General features: G+C 65.0%; 16 protein-coding genes. 10 read left to right on the top strand and 6 right to left on the bottom strand.

Annotated elements, in window-relative coordinates; genetic code table 11:
• The first annotated feature begins 898 nt into the window (after positions 1–898).
• Entirely contained in the window at positions 899–2,287 is a 1,389-nt protein-coding gene (locus tag AABA84_RS33355) for an MFS transporter (protein ID WP_338314243.1), read from the top strand.
• Positions 2,288–2,322: 35 nt separating this feature from the next.
• Here the strand turns inward: AABA84_RS33355 and AABA84_RS33350 are convergent, their stop codons facing one another.
• Positions 2,323–4,518, bottom strand: coding sequence for a hypothetical protein (locus tag AABA84_RS33350; protein WP_338308392.1), 2,196 nt, complete (start codon positions 4,516–4,518; stop codon positions 2,323–2,325).
• A 264-nt stretch (positions 4,519–4,782) separates the two neighbouring features.
• Entirely contained in the window at positions 4,783–6,399 is a 1,617-nt protein-coding gene (locus tag AABA84_RS33345; RefSeq protein ID WP_338314242.1) for a B12-binding domain-containing radical SAM protein, read from the bottom strand.
• 332 nt (positions 6,400–6,731) lie between these two features.
• Between AABA84_RS33345 and AABA84_RS33340 the strand changes: the two genes are divergently transcribed.
• The 7 genes from AABA84_RS33340 (at position 6,732) to soxA (ending at position 12,911) form a co-directional block, all read left to right on the top strand.
• Positions 6,732–7,181 carry a (2Fe-2S)-binding protein gene (locus AABA84_RS33340; RefSeq protein WP_212247830.1) on the top strand — a complete coding sequence of 150 codons (450 nt, stop codon included), beginning with the start codon at positions 6,732–6,734 and terminating at the stop codon, positions 7,179–7,181.
• A gap of 11 nt (positions 7,182–7,192) precedes the next feature.
• Positions 7,193–9,379 carry a xanthine dehydrogenase family protein molybdopterin-binding subunit gene (locus AABA84_RS33335; protein ID WP_338314241.1) on the top strand — a complete coding sequence of 729 codons (2,187 nt, stop codon included), beginning with the start codon at positions 7,193–7,195 and terminating at the stop codon, positions 9,377–9,379.
• A 54-nt stretch (positions 9,380–9,433) separates the two neighbouring features.
• On the top strand, positions 9,434–10,705 hold the full coding sequence (locus tag AABA84_RS33330; protein WP_338314244.1) for an NAD(P)/FAD-dependent oxidoreductase: 1,272 nt from the start codon (positions 9,434–9,436) through the stop codon (positions 10,703–10,705).
• 195 nt (positions 10,706–10,900) lie between these two features.
• A complete protein-coding gene (gene soxX, locus AABA84_RS33325) occupies positions 10,901–11,341 on the top strand; it encodes a sulfur oxidation c-type cytochrome SoxX (RefSeq protein WP_212248136.1) in 441 nt (146 codons plus the stop codon).
• A 9-nt stretch (positions 11,342–11,350) separates the two neighbouring features.
• A complete protein-coding gene (locus AABA84_RS33320; RefSeq protein WP_212247825.1) occupies positions 11,351–11,818 on the top strand; it encodes a SoxY-related AACIE arm protein in 468 nt (155 codons plus the stop codon).
• Positions 11,818–12,135, top strand: a complete 318-nt coding sequence (gene soxZ / locus AABA84_RS33315) for a thiosulfate oxidation carrier complex protein SoxZ (RefSeq protein WP_212247823.1) — start codon at positions 11,818–11,820, stop codon at positions 12,133–12,135. The genes AABA84_RS33320 and soxZ overlap by 1 nt, the downstream gene beginning before the upstream one ends.
• A complete protein-coding gene (gene soxA / locus AABA84_RS33310; protein WP_212247822.1) occupies positions 12,132–12,911 on the top strand; it encodes a sulfur oxidation c-type cytochrome SoxA in 780 nt (259 codons plus the stop codon). Before soxZ ends, soxA begins: the two co-directional genes overlap by 4 nt.
• A gap of 102 nt (positions 12,912–13,013) precedes the next feature.
• Here soxA and AABA84_RS33305 read toward each other — a convergent pair whose 3' ends face one another.
• Entirely contained in the window at positions 13,014–14,576 is a 1,563-nt protein-coding gene (locus tag AABA84_RS33305; protein WP_212247820.1) for a hypothetical protein, read from the bottom strand.
• Between the two features lie 261 nt (positions 14,577–14,837).
• Between AABA84_RS33305 and AABA84_RS33300 the strand changes: the two genes are divergently transcribed.
• Positions 14,838–15,842 (top strand): helix-turn-helix domain-containing protein, encoded by a 1,005-nt coding sequence (locus AABA84_RS33300; RefSeq protein WP_338314240.1) that lies wholly within the window; start codon positions 14,838–14,840, stop codon positions 15,840–15,842.
• 78 nt (positions 15,843–15,920) lie between these two features.
• Here AABA84_RS33300 and AABA84_RS33295 read toward each other — a convergent pair whose 3' ends face one another.
• Both AABA84_RS33295 and AABA84_RS33290 read right to left on the bottom strand, forming a co-directional pair.
• Entirely contained in the window at positions 15,921–17,603 is a 1,683-nt protein-coding gene (locus AABA84_RS33295) for a regulator (protein WP_338314239.1), read from the bottom strand.
• A gap of 10 nt (positions 17,604–17,613) precedes the next feature.
• The gene (locus tag AABA84_RS33290) at positions 17,614–18,312 is read right to left on the bottom strand and encodes a cysteine hydrolase family protein (protein ID WP_338308401.1); all 699 of its coding nucleotides are present in this window, start codon (positions 18,310–18,312) and stop codon (positions 17,614–17,616) included.
• Positions 18,313–18,729: 417 nt separating this feature from the next.
• Here AABA84_RS33290 and AABA84_RS33285 point away from each other — a divergent pair, with 417 nt between their 5' ends.
• Positions 18,730–20,010: a glycoside hydrolase family 75 protein gene (locus tag AABA84_RS33285; protein WP_338314238.1), complete on the top strand. Its 1,281-nt coding sequence runs from the start codon at positions 18,730–18,732 to the stop codon at positions 20,008–20,010.
• Positions 20,011–20,016: 6 nt separating this feature from the next.
• Here the strand turns inward: AABA84_RS33285 and AABA84_RS33280 are convergent, their stop codons facing one another.
• The gene (locus AABA84_RS33280; RefSeq protein ID WP_338314237.1) at positions 20,017–20,970 is read right to left on the bottom strand and encodes a hypothetical protein; all 954 of its coding nucleotides are present in this window, start codon (positions 20,968–20,970) and stop codon (positions 20,017–20,019) included.
• Between the last annotated feature and the right edge of the window lie 102 nt (positions 20,971–21,072).

Below are 21,072 nucleotides of genomic sequence, written 5' to 3'. Positions count from 1 at the left end.
TGCGAAGTCAAATTAAATCAACCCGGCACGGTATGAGGGCGTCAAATCAGGCGCGTTTGCTTCCTGTTGGCATCGTCTTCATTGCGCAGTCGGGTACCTTGCCGTCCACGGTAAACCAAAGCTCGTACATCGTATGGAATATGGGCAGGGCACGGCGAACATGCGAAGCTGACGGCGTTTTCGCAGCGTCTCGGAGCTGAGGAGTGACCGATGCGCCTTGCATTGCCCTATTTGGGAATTGGCGTCTGCTTGTCTCTTGCGACCTGGCTGGCGCTGGGGCTTGTGTTCGAGTGACGGTTTTCCACCACAAGCGTTGATCTCCACGTCACTTATTCCGCCGGCTTCTTACCAGCCGTCTTGCCGCGACCTCGCGCAATCCATCGTTCGGGACGACCCGATCTCCGGCCTCCCGGCGCGATCTCCGCCTGTTCACGCTGCTAGACCCGCCTGACGGTGTAGCTGAACGCCGATTTCGTCAGCGTGGCCTCGCCTGCTAAGGCAACACAGTGCAGGAGGCGCCGGCAACAATGTCGGCGACAGCGCGCCGAGCATCTCCCTTGCCTTCAAAGGCGGCCAATCGTGCTCGTGAGAGGCGCGCGTCCACATGCTTGCCGGGTGTCGTCAGCATAACGTGCTTGCCGGTGTTTTGCCCGACGTGTCGTCGTCGCAACGGCGGATGTCGTCCCGTTGCCGATTGAAAACCCCTTATTGATCAAGCCCATCTCTACTGTGCATGGGGTTGTTTTCGCACTTTTTGCCAGAGCCAGCAGCCGCGGGCGGTGCGCATACACAGCATGCGCGCGTGTGTCTGTGGCAGGCGGCGCGGGCGTAGTACATGCCGAAAGACCCTTTCGGCCACGCCGCCGAAGCAACGCGCTGAGGCAATGACACCAAGGCAATGACAATCACGTTACCTTCCGCCGCGCGCGAGCCCGACCACACCATCTCCGACGGCCTCCCCGCCACGCAGCGGCGCTGGGCGATTGCCGCGATCTTCACCGCGCTGGCGATGGCCTCGCTGGACACCGCGATCGCCAATATCGCCCTGCCCGCCATTGCCGCCGATCTGCATGTCAGCCCCGAGCAGTCGGTCTGGGTGGTCAACGTCTACCAGATCGCGCTGGTGGCGACGCTGCTGCCACTGGGCGCGCTCGGCGAGATCGTCGGGCACCAGCGCATTTATCTCGGCGGCCTCATCCTGTTCACCATCGCCTCGCTGCTCTGCGCGGTGGCGTGGTCGCTGGACAGCCTGCTGGTCGCCCGCACGTTGCAGGGGCTGGGTGCCAGCGGCATCATGAGCGTCAACACCGCGCTGGTGCGCTTCGTCTATCCCGGCCGGATGCTGGGCCGCGGCTTCGGCCACAACGCGCTGGTGGTCGCGACCGCCTTCACATTCGGGCCCACGATTGCCTCCGCCATCCTGGCGATCGGCCCGTGGCCGTGGCTGTTCGCCGTCAACATCCCGTTCGGCCTCGTCGCGATCGGCATCGGCTTTGCGATGCTGCCGAAGACGCCGCGTGCCGATCACGGCTTCGACTTTCTCGGCGCGATCCTGGCGTCGGCCTGCCTCGGCCTGTTCATCACCGGCATCGGCAGTGCCGCGCATAATCTGTCGCCGGTCGTCGTGGGCATCGAGCTGGTGACGGCCCTCGCGCTCGGCGTCATCCTGACGCGCCGCCACGCCAACCACCCGGCGCCGATGCTGCCGATCGACCTGTTCAGCCGGCCGATGTTCGCGCTGTCGGCCGCGACCGCGGTGTGCTCCTTCGCCGTGCAGGGCCTCGCCTTCGTCTCGCTGCCGTTCTATTTCGAGGACGTGCTCGGCCGCTCGCAGGTCGAGACCGGCTTCTTCATGACACCATGGCCGCTGGTGGTCGGCATCATGGCGCCGATCGCGGGACGCCTGTCCGACCGCCACGCGGTTGGCCTGCTCGGGGGCATCGGCCTGGTGCTGCTCGGCCTCGGCATGGCGCTGCTCGCGACGCTCCCGGCCAACCCCGCCATTGCCGACATCATCTGGCGGATGGTGATCTGCGGCATGGGCTTCGGCTTCTTCCAGGCGCCGAACATGAAGGCGGTGATGTCGAGCGCGCCGCCGCATCGCAGCGGCAGCGCCTCGGGCATCGTCGCGACCGCGCGCCTGACGGGACAGACGACGGGCGCGGCCCTCGCGGCGCTCTGCTTCGCGCTCGCCGGCCACGACGGCGCAACCGTCGCGCTGGCGCTCGGCGCCGGCTTTGCCGCGCTCGGCAGCGTGATGAGCTTCCTGCGGCTGGCGGTGAAGTAGACCGAACGCGTTCGCGCGCCTCACTCGGCCGGCCTTCACGGAGCCTTCTGCGCGATGGGACGGCTCACGATTGCCGCGGCATCGAGCGGCTCGCATTTGATCGTCCGCGTCAGCCTTGGCGGGCCCTTCCAGCCCGCGGTCTCGCTCAGAGGCGCGAACGTGCCCCCTTGCGGCGTCAGGATGATCGGCTCCGACTTCAGGCAGAGATCGGGAAATGCGAGGCCATGGCCGCCGCCTTGGCTGAACCGCCCGACCAGCATCTGGGAAGCCTGCATCCGCGTCGCCGGCGAGGCCCGCATCGTGCGGTCGGGATCGAACGCGCGGTAGCACGGCCAATCGGTGTGGTTCGCTTCGAACTCATAGACGATCCGGCAAGCCGCGCCAGCCGATTTCACGAATGGCGCATCGGGCGGCGCGACCGCATCGCGTTCGAAAACCAGGGTCTGCAGCGTCAACACTTCGGTCGTCGCGCGGGACACGTCGGGTTTGCCCGGTTCGACCGCTATCTCCCCCCGCGAGAACACCAGCTTGGTCCTCGGTCGCGCCTCCCTGGTCTCCAGCACCAGCACGGGTCTCTCCGCCCACGAGCGGTCCAGCTCCACGTCACCATTGCCCATCGTCAGCCGCGCATTGCCAACGGAGGGGTTGTCCCTGGCGAAATCGATCGTGCGAAGGTGCACGCTCGACTTCGTCGCCTCGAGGCTCAGGAATCGCAGATCGTCCGCCTTGCGCGTGATCGGCATCATCGGATCGAAGCGATCGTCGATGTTGAACCGGACGATCTTCTTCAGCTTGGCCGCAAGAGGCCCCTTGGCGGCGAGCGGCGCCGCAACGTCGATCACGAGCAGGGCACCGTCGGGCGAAAAGCTATTGCCGAAGGCGCGCTGCCAGGCGGCGGTCAGCAGCGAGTCCGTCCGCTGATCGATGTCCCGCGCGACATAGATCTGCTGTCCGGCGCGAACCAGCGGAAAGTTCTGAAATGCGCCGAGCGCCGCGCCTTTGCGAACTTCCGGTTCAGGGAAGGTGACGCATTTGGACTTGTCGTCGCCTCCGGACTCCTCGACCTTCCTGGACGCAGAGCGGGAGCAGAAGCTCAGATGCTGCTCTTTTGTCTTCTGTGCGCTGATCGACGTCGCGTAGATCAGATCCGGACTTCCGGGCACTTCCATCGGAATCGGAGAGGTCGCGAACATGTCGACCTCCACCCTGCTGAGCGACGGGCCCGCATCGACCGAGCAGAGATCCCGGGCCGGCAGGGTATTGGTGAGAAGGCGCGCCGCATCGGCGCCAACGATACAGGACATGCTGTCCTGCGGATTGTTCCGGCTCATCCAGATCAGATGGTCCCTGCCCGCTCCATCGACCAGGAGATGCGGCGCCGCGTGCCGGCGGCGCGGCGGCAACCAGACCGGCATGGTCTCGGACAGCATGGGCTCGCGCTTGAGCAGCGCCTCCGGCAACCGCGTCACGCCGACCGAGCGCAATTCGGCGCTGACGGCATTGGGATCGGTCGTCCATTCGAGAACGGGAACACTTGCGCAGGTGATGCAGGTCACCGCAAGATTGGAGCGGACGTTCTCGAACATGAGAATGACCTGATCGGGGTCGCTGCCATATTTGGCCGGCGCTGCCGTCTTGAACGGATGATTGACCACACGGCTGACCAGAAATCCGTTCGACCGCGACGGGTCCGAATCGAATTCGAAATAGGTCGATCGGTCCCAGCCGCGATAGGCGTCGTATCCTCCGAGGCTCACGCCTGCCAGAACCATCTTGGAGTCGGTCTGACAGCGCGCCGCGCTGCTCTCCTGACTGCCGTTTCGTATGTAGAGACAGAGTCGAAAAGCCGCGTTCTGCAGAATGCGGTCGCAATCGTTCTGGTTATAGCCATAGGTTGCAAGGCCATGGCGATAGCAGAGGTCGTGAAAGACGCACGCCTGCCTGAAGCGCTGCAGGACGAGATGGCGCTTCTGGTTGGAATCCCTGCCGCCGTCGAAGAATATGTTGGCCCAGCGCGGCAGGCTGCAGTTCAGGCCCTCGCCGCTGCCACCGATGGTACTGACGACGTCCGGCCCCGATTGAAAGGCCGTGACGGTGGCGGGCATCTCACCGTCGGTGATGTCGTCGACGTTCTTGTAGATGGAATCGGCGATGAAGGAAGGCAGATACGCGAAGACCAGCACCGCCACGACAATCAGCGCAACCGACCAGCCGATCACCTTCCTGAACATGGCCCAACCCCGCTAAAGCTCTTCCGGCAATGACGTCGGTCGCAATGGCAGACGAGCACTGAGCCTCGCGGGCCAATTCAAATGCCCGCGCGGAACGTCCAGACGCCGAAATCGAAGCAGGCCCGGTGTCGTCCTGATGACGATCAGCTTGAGGTTGTCCTGCTGTCAAGCCGGGATCTCACACATGACAGTCAGTTTGATTGCCGACGCCACACCGGGCAGCGCATCAAAGCGTCGTGGGCGGTTCCATCACGCCCCCGGATGTCAGGCCAGATGTCGAGCCTCGGTCGCGCCCGCAGCCACGGTTGGATTCGGCATATGCTCGTCCAGCGCCGCCAGGCGCGCGTCAATGGCGGCGATGACCTTGCGCGAGAACGGTCCGAGATGGGCATAGGCTGCGATCATCTGGACCGCAATGCGCGCCGATGAGGTGTCGCGCTTGGCGCAGTTCATGAAGGTCTGCCACAGCGGCCCGCGCGCTTCAGGAAGCGCGGAGACGACACGATGCACGGTCTCCATCGCGCCGAGCTTGGCGCGGATATCCCCTTCCGCGAGTTCGTGGCGCTGCCGCGAACGGTCGAGCAGCGTCATCAAGCGGTCGACGCGTCCTGCATAGGCGGCCGGGCTGTAGACGCGCTCCAGCACGCGCTTGTAGTCCATCAGGATGTCGCGCAGCGGGCGCACCGGATCGAAATTGATCCCGGCCGTGCACTGATCGGCGCCGATGGTCGGCGCCACATCGTGGCCCGCATGGAGCCGGCCTTCGCGCTCCAGGCGGCGCGTCAGCTGCGTGTTCGGCAAGGCATAGAGCAGTCCGACCATGCTGACGGGAATCGCCGCCTCCTCGATGAAATCGATCATGGCATCCGCCATGGAGACCTTCTCATTGTCGAAGCCGACGATGAAACCCGCGGTGACGAGCATGCCGGCGGCGTAGATCTTGTGGATGCTCTCGGCGATGTTGCGCCGCGTGTTCTGCTTCTTCCGCATGGCGACGAGCGTCGCCGGATCCGGACTTTCGATGCCAACGAAGATGCCGAAGAAGTTGGCCGAACCCATCAGCTCCAGCAATTCCGGATCGTCGGCGAGATTGATCGAGGCCTCGGTGGAGAGTTCGAAGGGATAGCCGTGGGTACGCTGCCATTCTGCGAGTTGCGGCAGGAATTGCCGCAGCGACTTCTTGTTGCCGATGAAATTGTCGTCGACGAAGTCGAGATGGCCGCGGTAGCCCATCTGATAGAGCTTCTCGAGCTCGACGAACATCTGCTCGATCGTCTTGGTCCGCGGCACGCGGCCATAGAGCTCGATGATGTCGCAGAACTCGCAGGTGAAGGGACAACCGCGCGAATATTGCACACCGAGATAGAGATAGTCGTCGAACTTGAGCAAGTCGAAACGCGGCACCGGCGTCTTGGTCACGTCCGCCTGGAATTTCGGTGCGGTGAAAACGCCGGACCGCGCGCCACCCTCCCAGGCCGCAATGAATTCATCGATGACGCTCTCGGCCTCGCCGAGCACCCGGAAGTCGGCCCGCTCATAGATGTGGGGGCTTGAAGTCGGATCGGGACCGCCCACGACCACCGGCTTGCCGGCCGCGCGGCAGATTTCGATCAGGCGCAGCGTGTCGGCCTGCTGCGGCATCATCCCGCCGGTGAAGACGACGTCGGCCCAGGCGAGATCCTCGTCGTTGAAGGGCGCCGTATTGCAATCGATCAGCCGGACCGTCCAGCTTTCGGGCAGCATCGCAGCCACGGTGATCAGACCCAAGGGAGCTGCAGGGCGCTTTACGCCCAAGACCTTGCAGGATTCACCAAAGGTCCAGAAGGACTCTGCCGAGAACAGCGGGTACAACATCAGCACGTTAGGACTCGGCACGTTCATTGGAACTCCTTCTCGCGTCGGCGCAGTGTACCAAAGCGCCTGCGTCTTGTACCCCGGCAAAAGGGACAAACTGTCGCCGCGGCCTCGATCAGCCCTGGAACCCGCATTCACAGCTCGGCGTCGCCTCAGACCCATGAATTGGCGCCCGCGGAGGTCGATCGAATCGACCATGATGGGGGTGAGACAAAACACCGCTCACTCCACAATCTTCCCCCGGGAGGCCTAATTCTTCGCATTTCACCCCTCGGACTGTTGATTTGAACAGTTCCAGTTTGCCGGACACATTGCGCCCGTGAGTTCAATCGGTGGATTGGGCCAATCAGGGGACTGCGATGGCAAACCTAACAATCAACGGAAAAACCTTCACCCTCGACGTCGAGCCGGATACGCCGTTGCTCTGGGCGATCCGCGAGAATGCCGGCCTGACCGGCACGAAATACGGTTGCGGCATTGCACAATGCGGCGCCTGCACCGTCCACATCGAAGGCGTCGCCACCCGCTCCTGCGGCGTCTCGGTGAGCGAAGCCCAGGGCAAGAAGATCACCACCATCGAGGGGCTCGCCTCCGGCGACACGCTGCACAAGGTGCAGGAGGCCTGGATTGCCCAGGACGTGCCGCAATGCGGCTATTGCCAGAGCGGCATGATCATGGCGGTGGCGGCGCTGCTGAGCGAGAAGCCGAAGCCGACCGACGCCGACATCGACGAGGCCATCACCAACATCTGCCGCTGCGGCACCTTCCAGCAGGTGCGCGAAGCGATCCACACGATCGCCAGCGCGTAAGGAGCCGCCCCATGAACAAGCACGTTTCCCCCAAGATGAATCGTCGTGCCTTCGTCATCGGCAGCGCCACGCTGGGCGCCGGCCTCGCCATCGGCCTCGACATCCCCTTCGGCGGCCCCGCCGTGGTCCGCGCCGCCGACGGCTCGCCCGAAATCGGCGCCTGGGTCGTGGTCAGGCCCGACGACACCGTCGTGATTCGCATCGCCCGCTCCGAGATGGGCCAGGGCTCGCTCACCGGTCTCGCCCAGCTCGTCGCCGAGGAGCTCGAATGCGACTGGACCAAGGTCACGACCGAATATCCGACACCCGGCCAGAGCGTCGCCCGCAAGCGCGTCTGGGGCGATTTCTCGACCGGCGGCAGCCGCGGCATCCGCTCCTCGCAGGACTACGTCCGCAAGGGCGGCGCCACCGCGCGCGTGATGCTGATCCAGGCCGCCGCCGACGCATGGAAGGTGCCTGCCTCCGAATGCGCGGCCGCGAACAGCGTCATCACCCATACGCCATCGGGCCGGACCACGACTTACGGCAAGGTCGCCGAGGCCGCAGCCAAGCTGTCGCCGCCGGCGGACGTCAAGCTGAAGGATCCGAAGGACTGGAAGCTGATCGGCAAGGGCGTGAAGCGGCTCGACACCGCCGACAAGACCACCGGCGCCATGATCTACGGCGCCGACGTCAAGCTGCCGGGCATGCTGAACGCCGCGATCAAGGACTGCCCCGTGTTCGGCGGCAAGCTGAAGAGCTTTGACGAAGCCAAGATCGCCGGCATGAAAGGCGTGAAGAAAGTCGTCAAGGTCGGCGATACCGCGGTCGCGGTCGTTGCCGACACCTGGTGGCACGCCAAGACCGCGCTGGATGCGCTGCCGATCGTCTGGGACGAGGGCGACAACGCAAAAGTCTCGAGCGAGACGATTGCCAAGTGGCTGGCCGAGGGCCTCGATAACAACCAACCGGCCTATGTCGGCAACAAGAACGGTGACGCCAAGGCCGCGATTGCGAGTGCGGCGAAGAAGGTCGAGGCCGTCTACTCCTATCCCTACCAGAACCACGCCACGATGGAGCCGATGAACGCCACCGCGCTCTACACCGCGGACAAATGCGAGGTCTGGTGCGGCACGCAGAATGGCGAGGCTGCGTTTGCGGCGGTGCTGGAAGCTTCCGGCCTGCCGGCCGACAAGTGCGACGTGCACAAGGTGATGTTAGGGGGCGGCTTCGGCCGGCGCGGCCAGACCGACTATGTCCGCCAGGCCGTGATGATTGCCAAAGAGATGCCGGGCACGCCGGTCAAGCTGTTGTGGTCGCGCGAAGAGGACATGGCGCACGGCCGGTATCACCCGATCACCCAGTGCAAGATGACCGGCGCGTTCGATGCCGACAACAACCTGGTCGCGCTGCACTACCGCCTGTCCGGGCAGTCGATCCTGTTCTCGCTGCGCCCCGAAGCGCTGCAGAACGGCATGGATCCGGCCGCCTTCCAGGGCGTCGCCCAATCCGGCGAGGCCGCGTTCGGCTATTCGGTGCCGAACCTGCTGGTCGAGCACGCGATGCGCAACCCGCACGTCCCGCCGGGCTTCTGGCGCGGCGTCAACGTCAATCACAACGCGATCTACATGGAGTGCTTCATGGACGAGCTGGCCCAGGCCGCAGGCCAGGACCCGCTCGAATTCCGCCGCAAGCTGATGGGCAATCACCCCAAGCATCTGGCGGTGCTCAATGCCGTCGCCGAGAAGATCGGCTGGAGCACGCCGGCGCCGCAGGGCGTCTATCGCGGCATCGCCCAGGTCATGGGCTACGGCAGCTATGTCGCCGGCGCCGCCGAAATCTCGGTGACCGACGGCAGCAAGATCAAGGTGCATCGCATCGTCGCCTCCACCGATCCCGGCTACGTCGTCAACCCGGCGCAGGTGGAGCGGCAGATCGCGGGCTCCTTCGTCTATGGCCTGTCCGCACTGTTCTACGGCGGCTGCACCGTCAAGGACGGCAAGATCGAGCAAACCAACTTCGACACCTACAACTCGATGCGCATCAACGAGATGCCGAAGGTGGAATCGGTGATGGTGCCGAGCGGCGGGTTCTGGGGCGGTGTCGGCGAGCCCACCATCGGCGTTGCCGCGCCAGCCGTGCTCAATGCGTACTTCGCCGCGACGGGCAAGCGCATCCGCTCGGTGCCGCTGCGGAATCAGAACATCACCTTCGCCTAAGAGACGCGCTGCGGCGGCCACGACGGCCGCCGCAGCATTTTCCGGATGATATCCATGAATGTGCCGGTGACACGGCGAAATGCCGTCCTCGGCATCACCGCGGCAGCCGCAACGCTGGCGCGGCCATCGATTTTGCGCGCGCGGTCTGCGGGCATCGTGGTCGTCGTCGGCGGCGGCTTTGGCGGCGCGGCCTGCGCGCGAGCATTGAAGCGAGCCAATGCGTCACTCGACGTCTCGCTGATCGACGCGAACAGGGTGTTCACCGCCTGCCCGTTCAGCAACGAAGTGGTCGCGGGTCTACGCGACATCCAACTCCAACAATTCAGCTATGACAAGCTCGCCGCCGACGGCGTCTTTGTCGTCGGCGAGACCGCGACGAGGATCGACCCGCAGCAACAAAGCGTCACTGTAGAGGACAGCACCTCGTTCTTTTACGATCGCCTCGTGCTCTCGCCCGGTATCGACTTCCACTTCGAGGCCCTGCCCGGCTACGACGAGGCTGCGTCGGAAAAGATGCCGCACGCCTGGAAGGCCGGCGCGCAGACCCTTTTGCTACGCAAGCAATTGGAGGCAATGGCTGACGGCGGCACGGTCGCCATTGCGATCCCGGCCAATCCCTCGCGCTGCCCACCGGCGCCTTATGAGCGCGCCAGCCTGATCGCGCATTACCTGAAGACGAGCAAGCCACGGTCAAAAGTGCTGATCCTCGACGCCAAGGACAGTTTCTCCCAGCAGCGGCTGTTCGAGAAGGCGTGGAAGGAGCTCTACGGCGACATGATCGAGCGCGTCGCGCTGTCGCAAGGCGGCCGCGTCACCTCGGTCGATCCTGCTACGAGGACCATCATCACCGAGTTCGGCAACTACACGCCCGATGTCGCCAATGTCATTCCGCCGCAGCGTGCGGGGCGTATCGCCGCGATCGCGGGCGCTACGGATGCGACCGGCTGGTGCCCGATCGATCCTGTGACCTTCGAGTCGAAGCTCGTCAAGAACATCCACGTCATCGGCGATGCCTGCCTCGGCGGCGGCATTCCCAAATCGGCATCCGCCGCGAGTGCGCAAGGCAAGGCTTGTGCCGCCGCGATCGTCGCTTCGCTCGCGGGCCGAACACCCGAGACGCCACGGCTGACCGGCGTCTGCTACAACATTGTTGCCCCCGATTACGGTTTTTCGCTTGCCGGCAATTACCAGCCCAAGGGCGACATCTTCGCCGAGGTCGACGGCGGCGCCACGAGCCCCGTCGATGCGCCGCGCGAGCTGCGCGCGCGCGAGGCCGCCGAAGCGGAACGCTGGTTTCAAACCATCACGGCGGACACCTTTGGCTAGATCATGACGAGACGAAGCCACCGCTACGACCACAGTGCGCCCCCTCCCCCGCCAGCGGGGGAGGGTCGGGGAGAGGGTGTCTCGACAACGAAGACTCACCCAGAGGAAAGAACCCTCACCCGGCGCTGCGCGCCGACCTCTCCCGCAAGCGGGAGAGGTAAGTGGAGTTCGCGGCGACCTCGATCATTACGTCCAATACCCGCGATTGCCGCATTCATCGTAGCGAGCCTTGCCCTCTCCTCGCATACCAAGGCAGACGAACTCGTCCCTTACAAGATCGTCGGCGACGGCATTCCAGCCTCACTCACCGGCTCTCCCGGCGATGCCACGCGCGGCCGCGCGCTGGTGCTTGCGCGCACCACGACCTGCATCCTCTGCCATTCCGGCCCCTTCCCGGAAACGCGGTTCCAGGGCGATCTCGCACCTGACCTCACAGGCGCAGGGAACCGCTGGTCGGTGAGCCAGTTGCGGCTTCGGCTGATCGATGCGGCGCGCTTCAACGCACAGACCATCATGCCGTCCTATTTTCGCAATGACGACCTCGTGCGAGTCGGACGCAATTTTGCCGGCAAGCCGATCTTGTCGGCCGCGGAGATCGAGGACATCGTGGCTTTTCTTGCAACGCTTCGCGACTAAGGATTGTTCATGCCAACCACGCGACGACAATTTTTGAGCCTCGCCGGAGGCGTGACGGCCGTCGGGACGCTTCCGATCGTCACGCTGCGGCCGCTTCACGCGACGCCCGCGATGCTCAACACTGCCATCCGCAACGTCGTCGGCGAAGCGCCAATTCGCACCGGCAGGGTGAAGCTCGACATTCCGCCGCTGGTCGAGAACGGAAACACCGTGCCGATGACAGTGAGCGTCGCGAGCCCGATGACGGCTGATGATCACGTCAAGAGCATCCACGTCTTCAACGAGAAGAACCCGCAGCCGAACATCGGCAATTTCTATCTCAACCCCTCCTCGGGCCGGGCCCAGGTCTCGACCCGTATCCGCCTCGCCGACACCCAGAAGGTGGTCGCGATCGCGCGCCTGTCCGACGACACGTTCTGGCAGGTCGCCGTTGACGTCGTCGTGACGCTGGCCGCCTGCACCGAAGAGATGAACTGATGGCCGCGCTTATCAACGTTCCCGCGAAGGCCAGGCGTGGCGACGTCATCGAGATCCGCACGCTGACCTCGCACATCATGGAAACGGGCTTCCGCCACACCGTGGATGGCAAGCTGGTGCCGCGCGACATCATCACGAGCTTCACCTGCCGCTACAACGGCGCCGAGATCTTTCGCGCCGACCTCTTTCCGGCGATCGCCGCGAATCCATACTTGTCCTTCTTCACCGTGGCCAAGGAGAGCGGCAAGTTCGAGTTCGAATGGATCGGCGACAACGGCTATTCGTCCATCGCATCGGCATCGATCACCGTCGAATGAGCGTTTGGCGCGCGATAGCAGCGGCGGCCTTGTTCGCCGCGGCCCCTGCCCTGCTCGCCGGCGAAATCCCGCCCGATGCGCGCCGGTCCGGCTATTCCTTCATGGGCCCGGACACGCGCGCGATGCAGGATGACGACACCTCCAATCCCGGCATGCTGTTCGTGCTCGACGGCGAGGCGTTATGGGCGAAGAAGACCGGCAGCACGGAGAAGTCCTGCGCCGACTGCCATGGCGAGGCGCGCAGCAGCATGAAGGGCGTCGCCGCACGCTATCCCGCCATCGACAAGACGCTCGGTCACCCCGTCACGCTCGACCAGCGCATCAATCTCTGCCGTGCCAATCATCAGCAGGCCTCACCACTACCCTACGAGAGCCGCGACCTCCTGGCGCTGTCCGCTTTCGTCGCCCACCAATCGCGCGGTATCGCGATCACCGCTGGCGACGATCCGCAAGCAAAGCCCTTCGTGGAGCAAGGCCGCGAACTCTTCATGCAGCGCGAGGGCCAGCTCAACCTCGCCTGCACCAATTGCCACGACGACAATTTCGACAGACGCCTCGCGGGTGCGCCGATCACGCAAGCGCAGCCGACCGGCTATCCACTCTACCGCCTGGAATGGCAGACGCTGGGTTCGCTGGAGCGGCGGCTGCGCAGCTGCATGAGCGGCGTCCGTGCCCAGGCCTATGATTACGGCTCGCCCGAGCTGGTCGCGCTCGAGCTCTATCTGATGTCGCGGGCGCGCGGCCTGCCGATGGAGACGCCGGCCGTGCGGCCCTGATCCGATCCGCGAAGCCGAGGGCGATGGTTGCGCCTCCGCGCGCACGGGCGCGCAAGCTACGATGAGAAGCATACCTACGGTCAATCGTGGGATACCATGCACTCACCATCCCACGCGCAGGCCAACGCGTCCGCCGGCGACCCGCTGGTCGGGTCCATAGCCGATTCCACCGTTGAACTGCATGTTCCGATTGAGGCGGAGTGCCGCATTGAGCGCAAGACCATTGGCCCGCTCGAAGGTGCCGTAGTTCATCGTCACGGCGAAGGTCTCGTCCGGTAGCAGCGTCGGCGCGCCGGCCATGGCAAAGGCCATGGCGACGCCGCTGGTCGCCTTGCTGGTCCGGCTGCTGAGGTCGTCGAGACGGCCGTTGATGCTGGCGAGCTGTGCATTGATGGCGCTGAGATCACCCGTCGAAGCCAGGCCGAGATTGGCGAGCGTGGTGGTCGCGAGATTGCCGGCGCCGTCGGACGTCACGAGCTGCGTCGCGCCACTTTGCGCGGCCTTGCTCGCAGACGAGGTGACGCCGGCCATGGTGTAGGTGTTGCCCGCCGTGCCGAACGTCTGCTGATTGGCGCGCGTCGCCGTGGCGCCGTTGCCGAAGGCGGCAGAATTGGCGAAGCCGGCGCTGGTATTGTTGCCGACGGCGACGGCGTTCGCGCCCGCGACCGATACGCTGTTGCCGATCGCGACGGCGCCTGTCCCGGTCACGGTCGCCGTGTTCGCCATCACCAGCGCATTGGGCGCGTTGACGGCGTTGCCGGAGCCGAACACCGAGGAGCCTGCTGCGCTCGCGGTGCCGGCCACCGCGTTGTTGGAGCCGACCACGTTGACGTTGTCGCCCCGGCCGGTCTGGTTGGTGCCGTTGATCGTGTTGTTGTCGCCCAGCACGAAGCTGCCATTGCCGTTCAGCGTATTGGGGTCGCCGATGGCGTAGCTGCCATTGCCGCGCACGGTCTGACCGGTGCCGAACGCACCGCTGCTCGTGCCGGTGACGTTGTTGAGCGCACCGACCGCGGTGCTGTTCGCGCCGGTCACCACGCTGTTGGTGCCGACGGCCGTTCCATTCGCGCTGCCCGCATTGACGACCGCCCACGAGCCGACCGCCACCGAACTGTCGGCATACGCATAGCTGTCCATACCGTAGGCCGAGCTGGACAGGCCGGTCGCCGTGCTCCGGCCACCGGACGCGGTTGCGAAGTCCCCCGAGGCCTGGGAGCTGGCCCCCACCGCTGTGGAGAACCAGCCCCCTGCACTGCTGTTTGAGCCAACGGCTACGGCTTGATCGCCGCTCGCGCTGCTCACATAGCCGTATGCGGCGCTCTGGTAGCCACTTGCCGCGCTCTGCGCCCCGATGGCGGAGGTGTACTGACCGAGCGCGTGGGCGCCATACCCCACCGCGGTTGTTTGCACGCTGGTCGCCTGGCTCGAGGCGCCGACGGCGACGCCGAAATCGCCAGAGGCATTGCTGGACGCACCATAGGCGGAGCTGGATACGCCGCCGGCCGCACTGCCGCTGCCGCACGCCGTACTTGTGGCAGAGCCTGCGCCTGCGCCGCCGGTGCTGTTGCTGGCATCGACGCAGACGAACTGCGCTTGTGCGGACGGCATATCGAGCAAGGCGCCGAGCACGATCGCCGCGACCGCACAGATCGAGGCTGGCAGCATTCGGCGCCGCGCCGCACCTCTCCCCGTTCGTCCCGCCCTCTCGCTGGCCCGCCCATCGGCCAACCGCGCCACAAAACCCGTCCCCCGCGCCTTCATCGCCCTACCTTCACGTCATTGCAAATTGTCCGGGCCGCGAAACACGCACGGCTGGCCCGCGCGCGATAATATGAATATTCATGTCCGGAGACTGCGGTTCGACGGCGTGGAAACTTGCCTGATCGTCCCAATTTGCAGACCAACTGCCGAAGGGAGCGGCCTGGCATGACGAAAATTCCGTATCTGCGCTTCGACACCGCGGAGCTGCCGGCCGCCGAGCGGCTCGACCGCTACCGCGCGATTCTCACGCATTACGAGGTGTCGGTCCCCGAGGGCACGGCCGGCGACGATTTCGAGGTTCTGGCCGAGGCCTGGCTGCTGGGCGGCCTGGTGGCCGCATCCACGCGGATGGGGCCGGTGCGCTTCACCCGCTCCGCCGCGCTGGCGAAGGCCGATGGCCGCAACTCATTCGCGCTGCTGCTGCTCAGGCGGGGGGCCTGGAGCGGCGAGGTCGACGGCGAGCCGATCTCGGCCGGCCCCGGCCAGGTGCTGGTGCTCGACCTGACCCGGCCCTTCGATGGCATCGCCACGGCGACCGACACGATCAGCCTCGACGTCGAGCGCGATGCAATCGTCAGCGCTGCGCCCGATGGGCTCGACCTGCACGGGCTCGTCCTCGACGGCGCCGCCGGCCGGGTGCTGGCCGATCAGATGGGGCTGCTGCGACGACGGCTTCCGGCGATGAGCGAGAACGAGGCGCCCGAGGCGGTCCGGACGACGCTTGGACTGCTGCGCGGATGTTTTGGCATGGCCGCGCGGCCGCGCGAGCAAGGGCTCGCCCGGCGCGACATCGCCATCCTTCATCGCGCCAGCCGTTTCATCGACCAAAATCTCGGTCATCCCGATCTCTCGGTGGCAACCATCTGCCGCGAGATCGGCGTGTCCCGCTCGGTGCTCTATCGCGTCTTCACGCCGCTGGCGGGCGTCGCCGATTACATCCGCGGGCGACGGCTCGAAGCGATCCACGTACTGCTCGAAGACGCAGGCGAAGAGCGCTGGAATGCAGAGATCGCCGCTGAATTCGGCTTCGTGAGCCAGGCCCATTTCAGCCGCAGCTTCCGGCAACGCTTCGGCTACTCGCCGCGCACAGCGCGTGACTCCCGCGATCTTGCAGCCGCCGTCGCAGCCGGCCCGGAACTCTTCCGCGAGTGGATCAACCAGCTGGGTTGACTTGCCCTGGCGTGCGGTTCGAAAGGAAACGGCCGGTCAGCATGACGCCGCCCGGCCGCAGTCTCTGCTTTCCTTCTCCTACTCCGCCGGCGCGGCCAACATCTCCGGATGCGCGGCATAGTGTTCGCTGGCGCCGAGCTTGCTGGCCGCGAACAGGCCGGCGGCCATCGCGGCATAGGCCAGCGCGACGGCGGGCGTGACACCGAATCCGCCGCCGATGCCGACGGCCTCGCCATGCATGAAGCCGAAATAGGTCAGGACCGCACCGACCAGTGCGAAGCCTGATGCCTTCTCGAAGTCGCGCTCGATGATGAAGACGCCGATCGCGCCCAGGATGAGGCCACCGAGGATCGAGCCGCCGCCCATCACCTCCAGCCCGTGGTAGAACACGCCCTGCTGCGGCAGCGCGGCGATCGCGGCAGCCTTCACCGCGTCCGCCTTGTCGGCGGCCATGCCGCCGACGGTTGCTGCCGCATTCATGGTCGAGCCGAGCATCGTGTCGATCTGCAGCTTGGCCCAGGCGGCCAGATGCGGCGTCAGCGCCAGCACGATCGCGGGGGCGTGCTTGACCGGCGTGGTCTGGAACGCCTGCGCGCCGATCAGCATGCCGATATAGAGCAGGATGGGCGAGATCGCGACCACAGGCACCAGCGCCAGCAGCACCGAGATGATGCCGAACCAGGCCAGCACGATCACCATGATGCCGGTTGCCGCCGAGTAGCCGATGCGGCCGCCCATCGCCTTCCAGCCGGGATGGCCGATATAGACGGCGTTGATGAAGGGATTGCCCATCAGGCAACCGATCAGGCTGACGACGCCATCGGCCGTGAGCACCCGCGTGGTCGGATATTCGTCGCCGGCGGCTTCCGCGCTCTCGACATTGTCCATGGCTTCGACGAGGTCATAGATGCCGAACGGAATGGCGGTGACCAGGATGATGCCGAGGAATTCGAAGCCGGAGAAGACGTAGCCCACGGCGGGAAGCGGCACCGAGAAGCCGAAATTGGCGAAGGCATCGCCGACACCCTTGACGCTTAGTCCACCGAGACCGAGCCCGAACAGGTTCGAGCCCCAAGCGATGATCATGCCGACGGCGATGGCGACGAGGCCTGCGGGAATGCCGCGCGGATATTTCACGCCGCCGAACCAGCTCACCAGGATGATGGCGAAGCAGACGAGGCCGATCTGCGGCGTCATGTACATTTCCAGCGCCGGCCGCATCGAGATGAAGGTGACGGAGACACCGGCAAGGGTGCCGAGCAGCGCCGCGCGCGGCGTGATCTTGCGAATGAACGGCGCAATGAAGCCGCCGATCATGAGAATGAAGCTCTGGAAGAACACCCAGACCAGGCCGGCCGACCAGCCCTTGAGCGGATCACCGGTTTTCAGCGTGATCGGCAGCATGATCACGAAGGTGACGATGAACATGTGCGGCACGCTGACGCCCGAGGGCAGCGCGCAGACGTCGTTGCGGCCGGTCTTCTGCGCCAGACGGTAGGCGAGGTAGGCGTAGTAGAAGGTCGAGAGGCACATCATCAGCCCGAGCGCGGGCAGGATGCGGCCGAACACCAGACTGTCCGGCATCTTCAAGACGAAGCGCAGCAGGCCCGTGAGCACCAGCATGTTGACGAGGATGTTGGTGCCGAAGCCGAAAAACGCGTTCCAGTCGCCCGATGTCCATAGTGCCGGCTTGAACTCAGACGTATTGAACTCAGACGTATTGAACTCAGACTTGCCGGTCGTCCCCGTCAATGTGCTCATGACAATACCCCTATGTGGTCGAAACCTTCATTGCCTCCAGAACCGCGGCCGAGGTTGCGACCCAGCCGAAGATGCCGCCCTGGGCCTTGATCATCTTCAGGCCCATCTCGTGAAACTCGGGGAAGTAGGACGCGCAGCCGTCCGACATGACGACGCAGCGGTAGCCGCGGTCATTGGCCTCGCGCACCGTGGTGTTGACGCACACTTCGGTGGTGACGCCGCACACCAGCAGATTCTCGATGCCGTATTTCTCCAGCACGTCACCGAGCTCGGTGGCGTAGAACGCGCCCTTGCCGGGCTTGTCGATCACGATCTCGCTGTCGAGCGGATAGAGTTCGGGAATGATGTCGTGGCCCGCTTCGCCGCGGATGAGGATGCGCCCCATCGGGCCGGGATCGCCGATGCGAAGGCTCGGCGCGCCGCGCTCGACTTTCGCCGGCGGCGCGTCGGAGAGATCGGGCAGATGGCCCTCGCGGGTGTGGATCACCAGCATGCCGGTGTCGCGCGCCGCCGCCAACATCGCGCCGATCGGCTTCACCGCGCGCGCAAGCTGGCTGACGTCGTTGCCGAGCGTCTCGCCGAAGCCGCCGGGCTCCATGAAGTCGCGCTGCATGTCGATGATGAGAAGCGCGGTGCTCGGCCAGTCGAGCTTGATCGGCTCGGGCTCGGCGTTGATGACGCCCAATGTCGGCTTGCTCGAGTCCAGCATGACGCCCGCCCCTCGCGAGAACTTCTTTGCCGGAGTTCTGCAAGCGGCGTGCCATTGTGTACAATTTCAGTCGCGCGCAGGTTGCGAGCGAATTCGCTGCATGCTCAGAAGGTTAGGAAGAGAACCGACGCCTGCTTATTCCCTGTGCGACGGCTTTGCGAGGTGCATTTGCTCAAAGGATGAGCGGCGCGACCTCTCCCGCCGCCATGCCGGGGCTGACGGCACGCTTTGGCCTTCGCGCTTGGGCGGGCACGTCGTCTCCCCCGGAATGACGGGACGATAAGGCCGAGACCTGACCTCGCACTTCGCCACTTGGCAGATTTGTCCGTCCCACTTTTTCTTCATCCTGATCTTGCACCGTCCTGCAGATCCGGTAGCATTTTCGGATTGCGCAACATTTGATTGTGGAGTTTTCCGATGGCCATTTCGCTGGGCGACCTCGTTCCGGAATTCCGCTCGCTGGTCAGCGAGCTGCTTCAAGCCTGTGCCGCAAACGACGTCACCATGGTTCCGACCGAAAGCGTCAGAACCCCCGCGCAGCAGGCGCGTTATTGGCGGCAATCGCGTTCGATCATTGAGATCAACAACGCGATCGCGATGCTCCGGCAAAGCGGCGCCTCGTATCTTGCGGACGTGCTGGAATCGGTCGGCCCTCAGAACGGAGACGAGGTGACCAAGGTCCTTCCGGGCAACAGTTGGCATCAATGGGGGGAGGCCATCGACTGCTTCTGGGAGGTCGACGGGAGAGCCGAGTGGTCGACGACCAGGAAGATCAACGGCGTCAACGGCTATCAGGTCTATGCCCAGGAAGCGAAGAGGCTTGGCCTGACGGCGGGCCTGCTTTGGCCGCGGTTCAAGGATGCGCCGCATGTTCAACTTCGTTCCGATGACAATCCCATCTCGTCCGGCCTGACCTGGCCGAAGATCGATCAAACCATGCGCGAGCGCTTTGGCGGCGCGCCGGCCGTCGCCAATTTTGGCGTCGAAATGCAGGGGATCGTGCCAGCGCATGACCCCATACGGCTCGCCTATAGCGCGCCCGAAGGCTGGCAGGTCTACGAGACGACCGATGTTTGCGCCGCCGTCTTCCGCGGCAGGTTCGCGGTCGATGCAGATGGCGCGCCGAAGGCCTATCACCAGAACAACGCCGTCGCGCTCGATTTCCTCGCGAACGCGGGACGGCCTGGAAATTGGTGGGCGCTCGTGACCGATGCGCGCGGCGCTCCCAGGATTCAGGACAATGCGGATCCGGCGCCCGGCTATTTTGTCTCAACGACATCGCTGACCAACCCGGGCTTCCCTGCCGATCGGCCCAGCCATTACGTCGATGCAAGCACCATCCCGTTCCTGGTCCTGCCCGGTGGCCGCTTCCGGCAATTCACCTCAGTCAAGGTGTTGCGGCTTGGCGATCTCGGGGTCGCCTACAACAAGCTGAACGGCAAGCTCTGCTTCTGTCAATTTGCCGAGACGGGCCCAGCCGACAAGATCGGCGAAGGCTCGATCGCGCTGGCTTCCAGCCTCGGCATCACTGCCGACCCCAAACGGGGCGGCCTCGGGACCAGGGACGTGATCTGGGCGGCGTTCGCCGGTTCAGGCGTGGGCCGGGGATTGTCCGTGGCGGAGATCAATGCGGCGGCACAGCCCATCTTCGAACAATGGGGCGGAATGGCGCGCATGCGGTCTTACGAACAGCTCTGACGTAACCTAGCGCCCGGCCCCATACAGCTGCCGATACTCTTCCGCGTACGGCGCATAGGAGTCCTTCATCGTCGCCATGTTCAGCAGCATGGTGGCGACCACCGTATTCGCCTTGTCGAACACACGCGTCCTGGCCCAGGCGCTTTCGGTGCGGCGGCTGCCGGAGAGGGCGACCACCTCGCGCTCGACCGCGTACTCCTCGTCCACGAAGAGCGGCCCCTTCGCCAGCCGGATCTCCTGATCGGCAAACAGGCCGACGGCCGGGCCCTTGGTGGGTAGCGGATCGTCCTTCGAGCGATACTGAAAAAGCACGCTCAGCATCTCCATCGGGATGATCGGTCTGCCCCAGGGGTTGTCGGCGCCGGAATAGTATGGCGAGTTTTCGGTGATGACGGCGAGCTTCTGCCGCAGCGAGAAGGGATAAAGGTCGCCCATGGTCTGATCGAACGCCATGCGGACCGTCTGCCGCTTGCCGGTCTGCGCCACCTTGACGTCGCGCAGAATGACGGGATCGGCGAGCGGCTTGAGCTCGGCGAGGCGCGCCTCCAGCGCAGTCGCTGCGTGCGGTTCGCCGACGGAGGCCGTGCCGCGCAGCACCTCGGTGCCATCGCGCTTGACCATTTGGATTTGGCACTGGCTTGTCCCGGGCAGTGGCTTCGACAGGATCGCCTGCACCTCCTCGCCCTCATAGCAGACGCTGCGATAATGCGCGGAGAGGCAGCCGGTCTCGAACCAGGCGCGTCCCCACAGCTGCGCGCCGAGCGGGGCGAACTGGCTGAAATGCGTTGGGCCTTCGATGGTGCCGCCCTTGAAGCCGAGCTTCTGCGCGGTGGCGTCGTCGTGAATGGACGCGTGCGCGTCGTAGGTTTGCGCTTGCAGCATCTGACGCGGCTGGCGCCACGGTCCGATCAGGGCCTCGGCCGTCTCGGTGATTTCGGTCTCGAACACGTTTGCAGCCATTGGTCTCCTCCACAGACAGCCATGACTAGCAGGAGCGCCACGGATGCGGCCAGCGATATTGACTTCGCCGGCCCATGCTCTTGACTGCGAACTTCCGCTTCG

Origin of the sequence: Bradyrhizobium sp. TM239, assembly GCF_036247985.1 — a bacterium.
Classification (GTDB): Bacteria; Pseudomonadota; Alphaproteobacteria; order Rhizobiales; family Xanthobacteraceae; genus Bradyrhizobium; species Bradyrhizobium ottawaense.
Note: the sequence above shows the minus strand (reverse complement) of the source record. Positions and strands in the feature narration are given on the sequence as shown.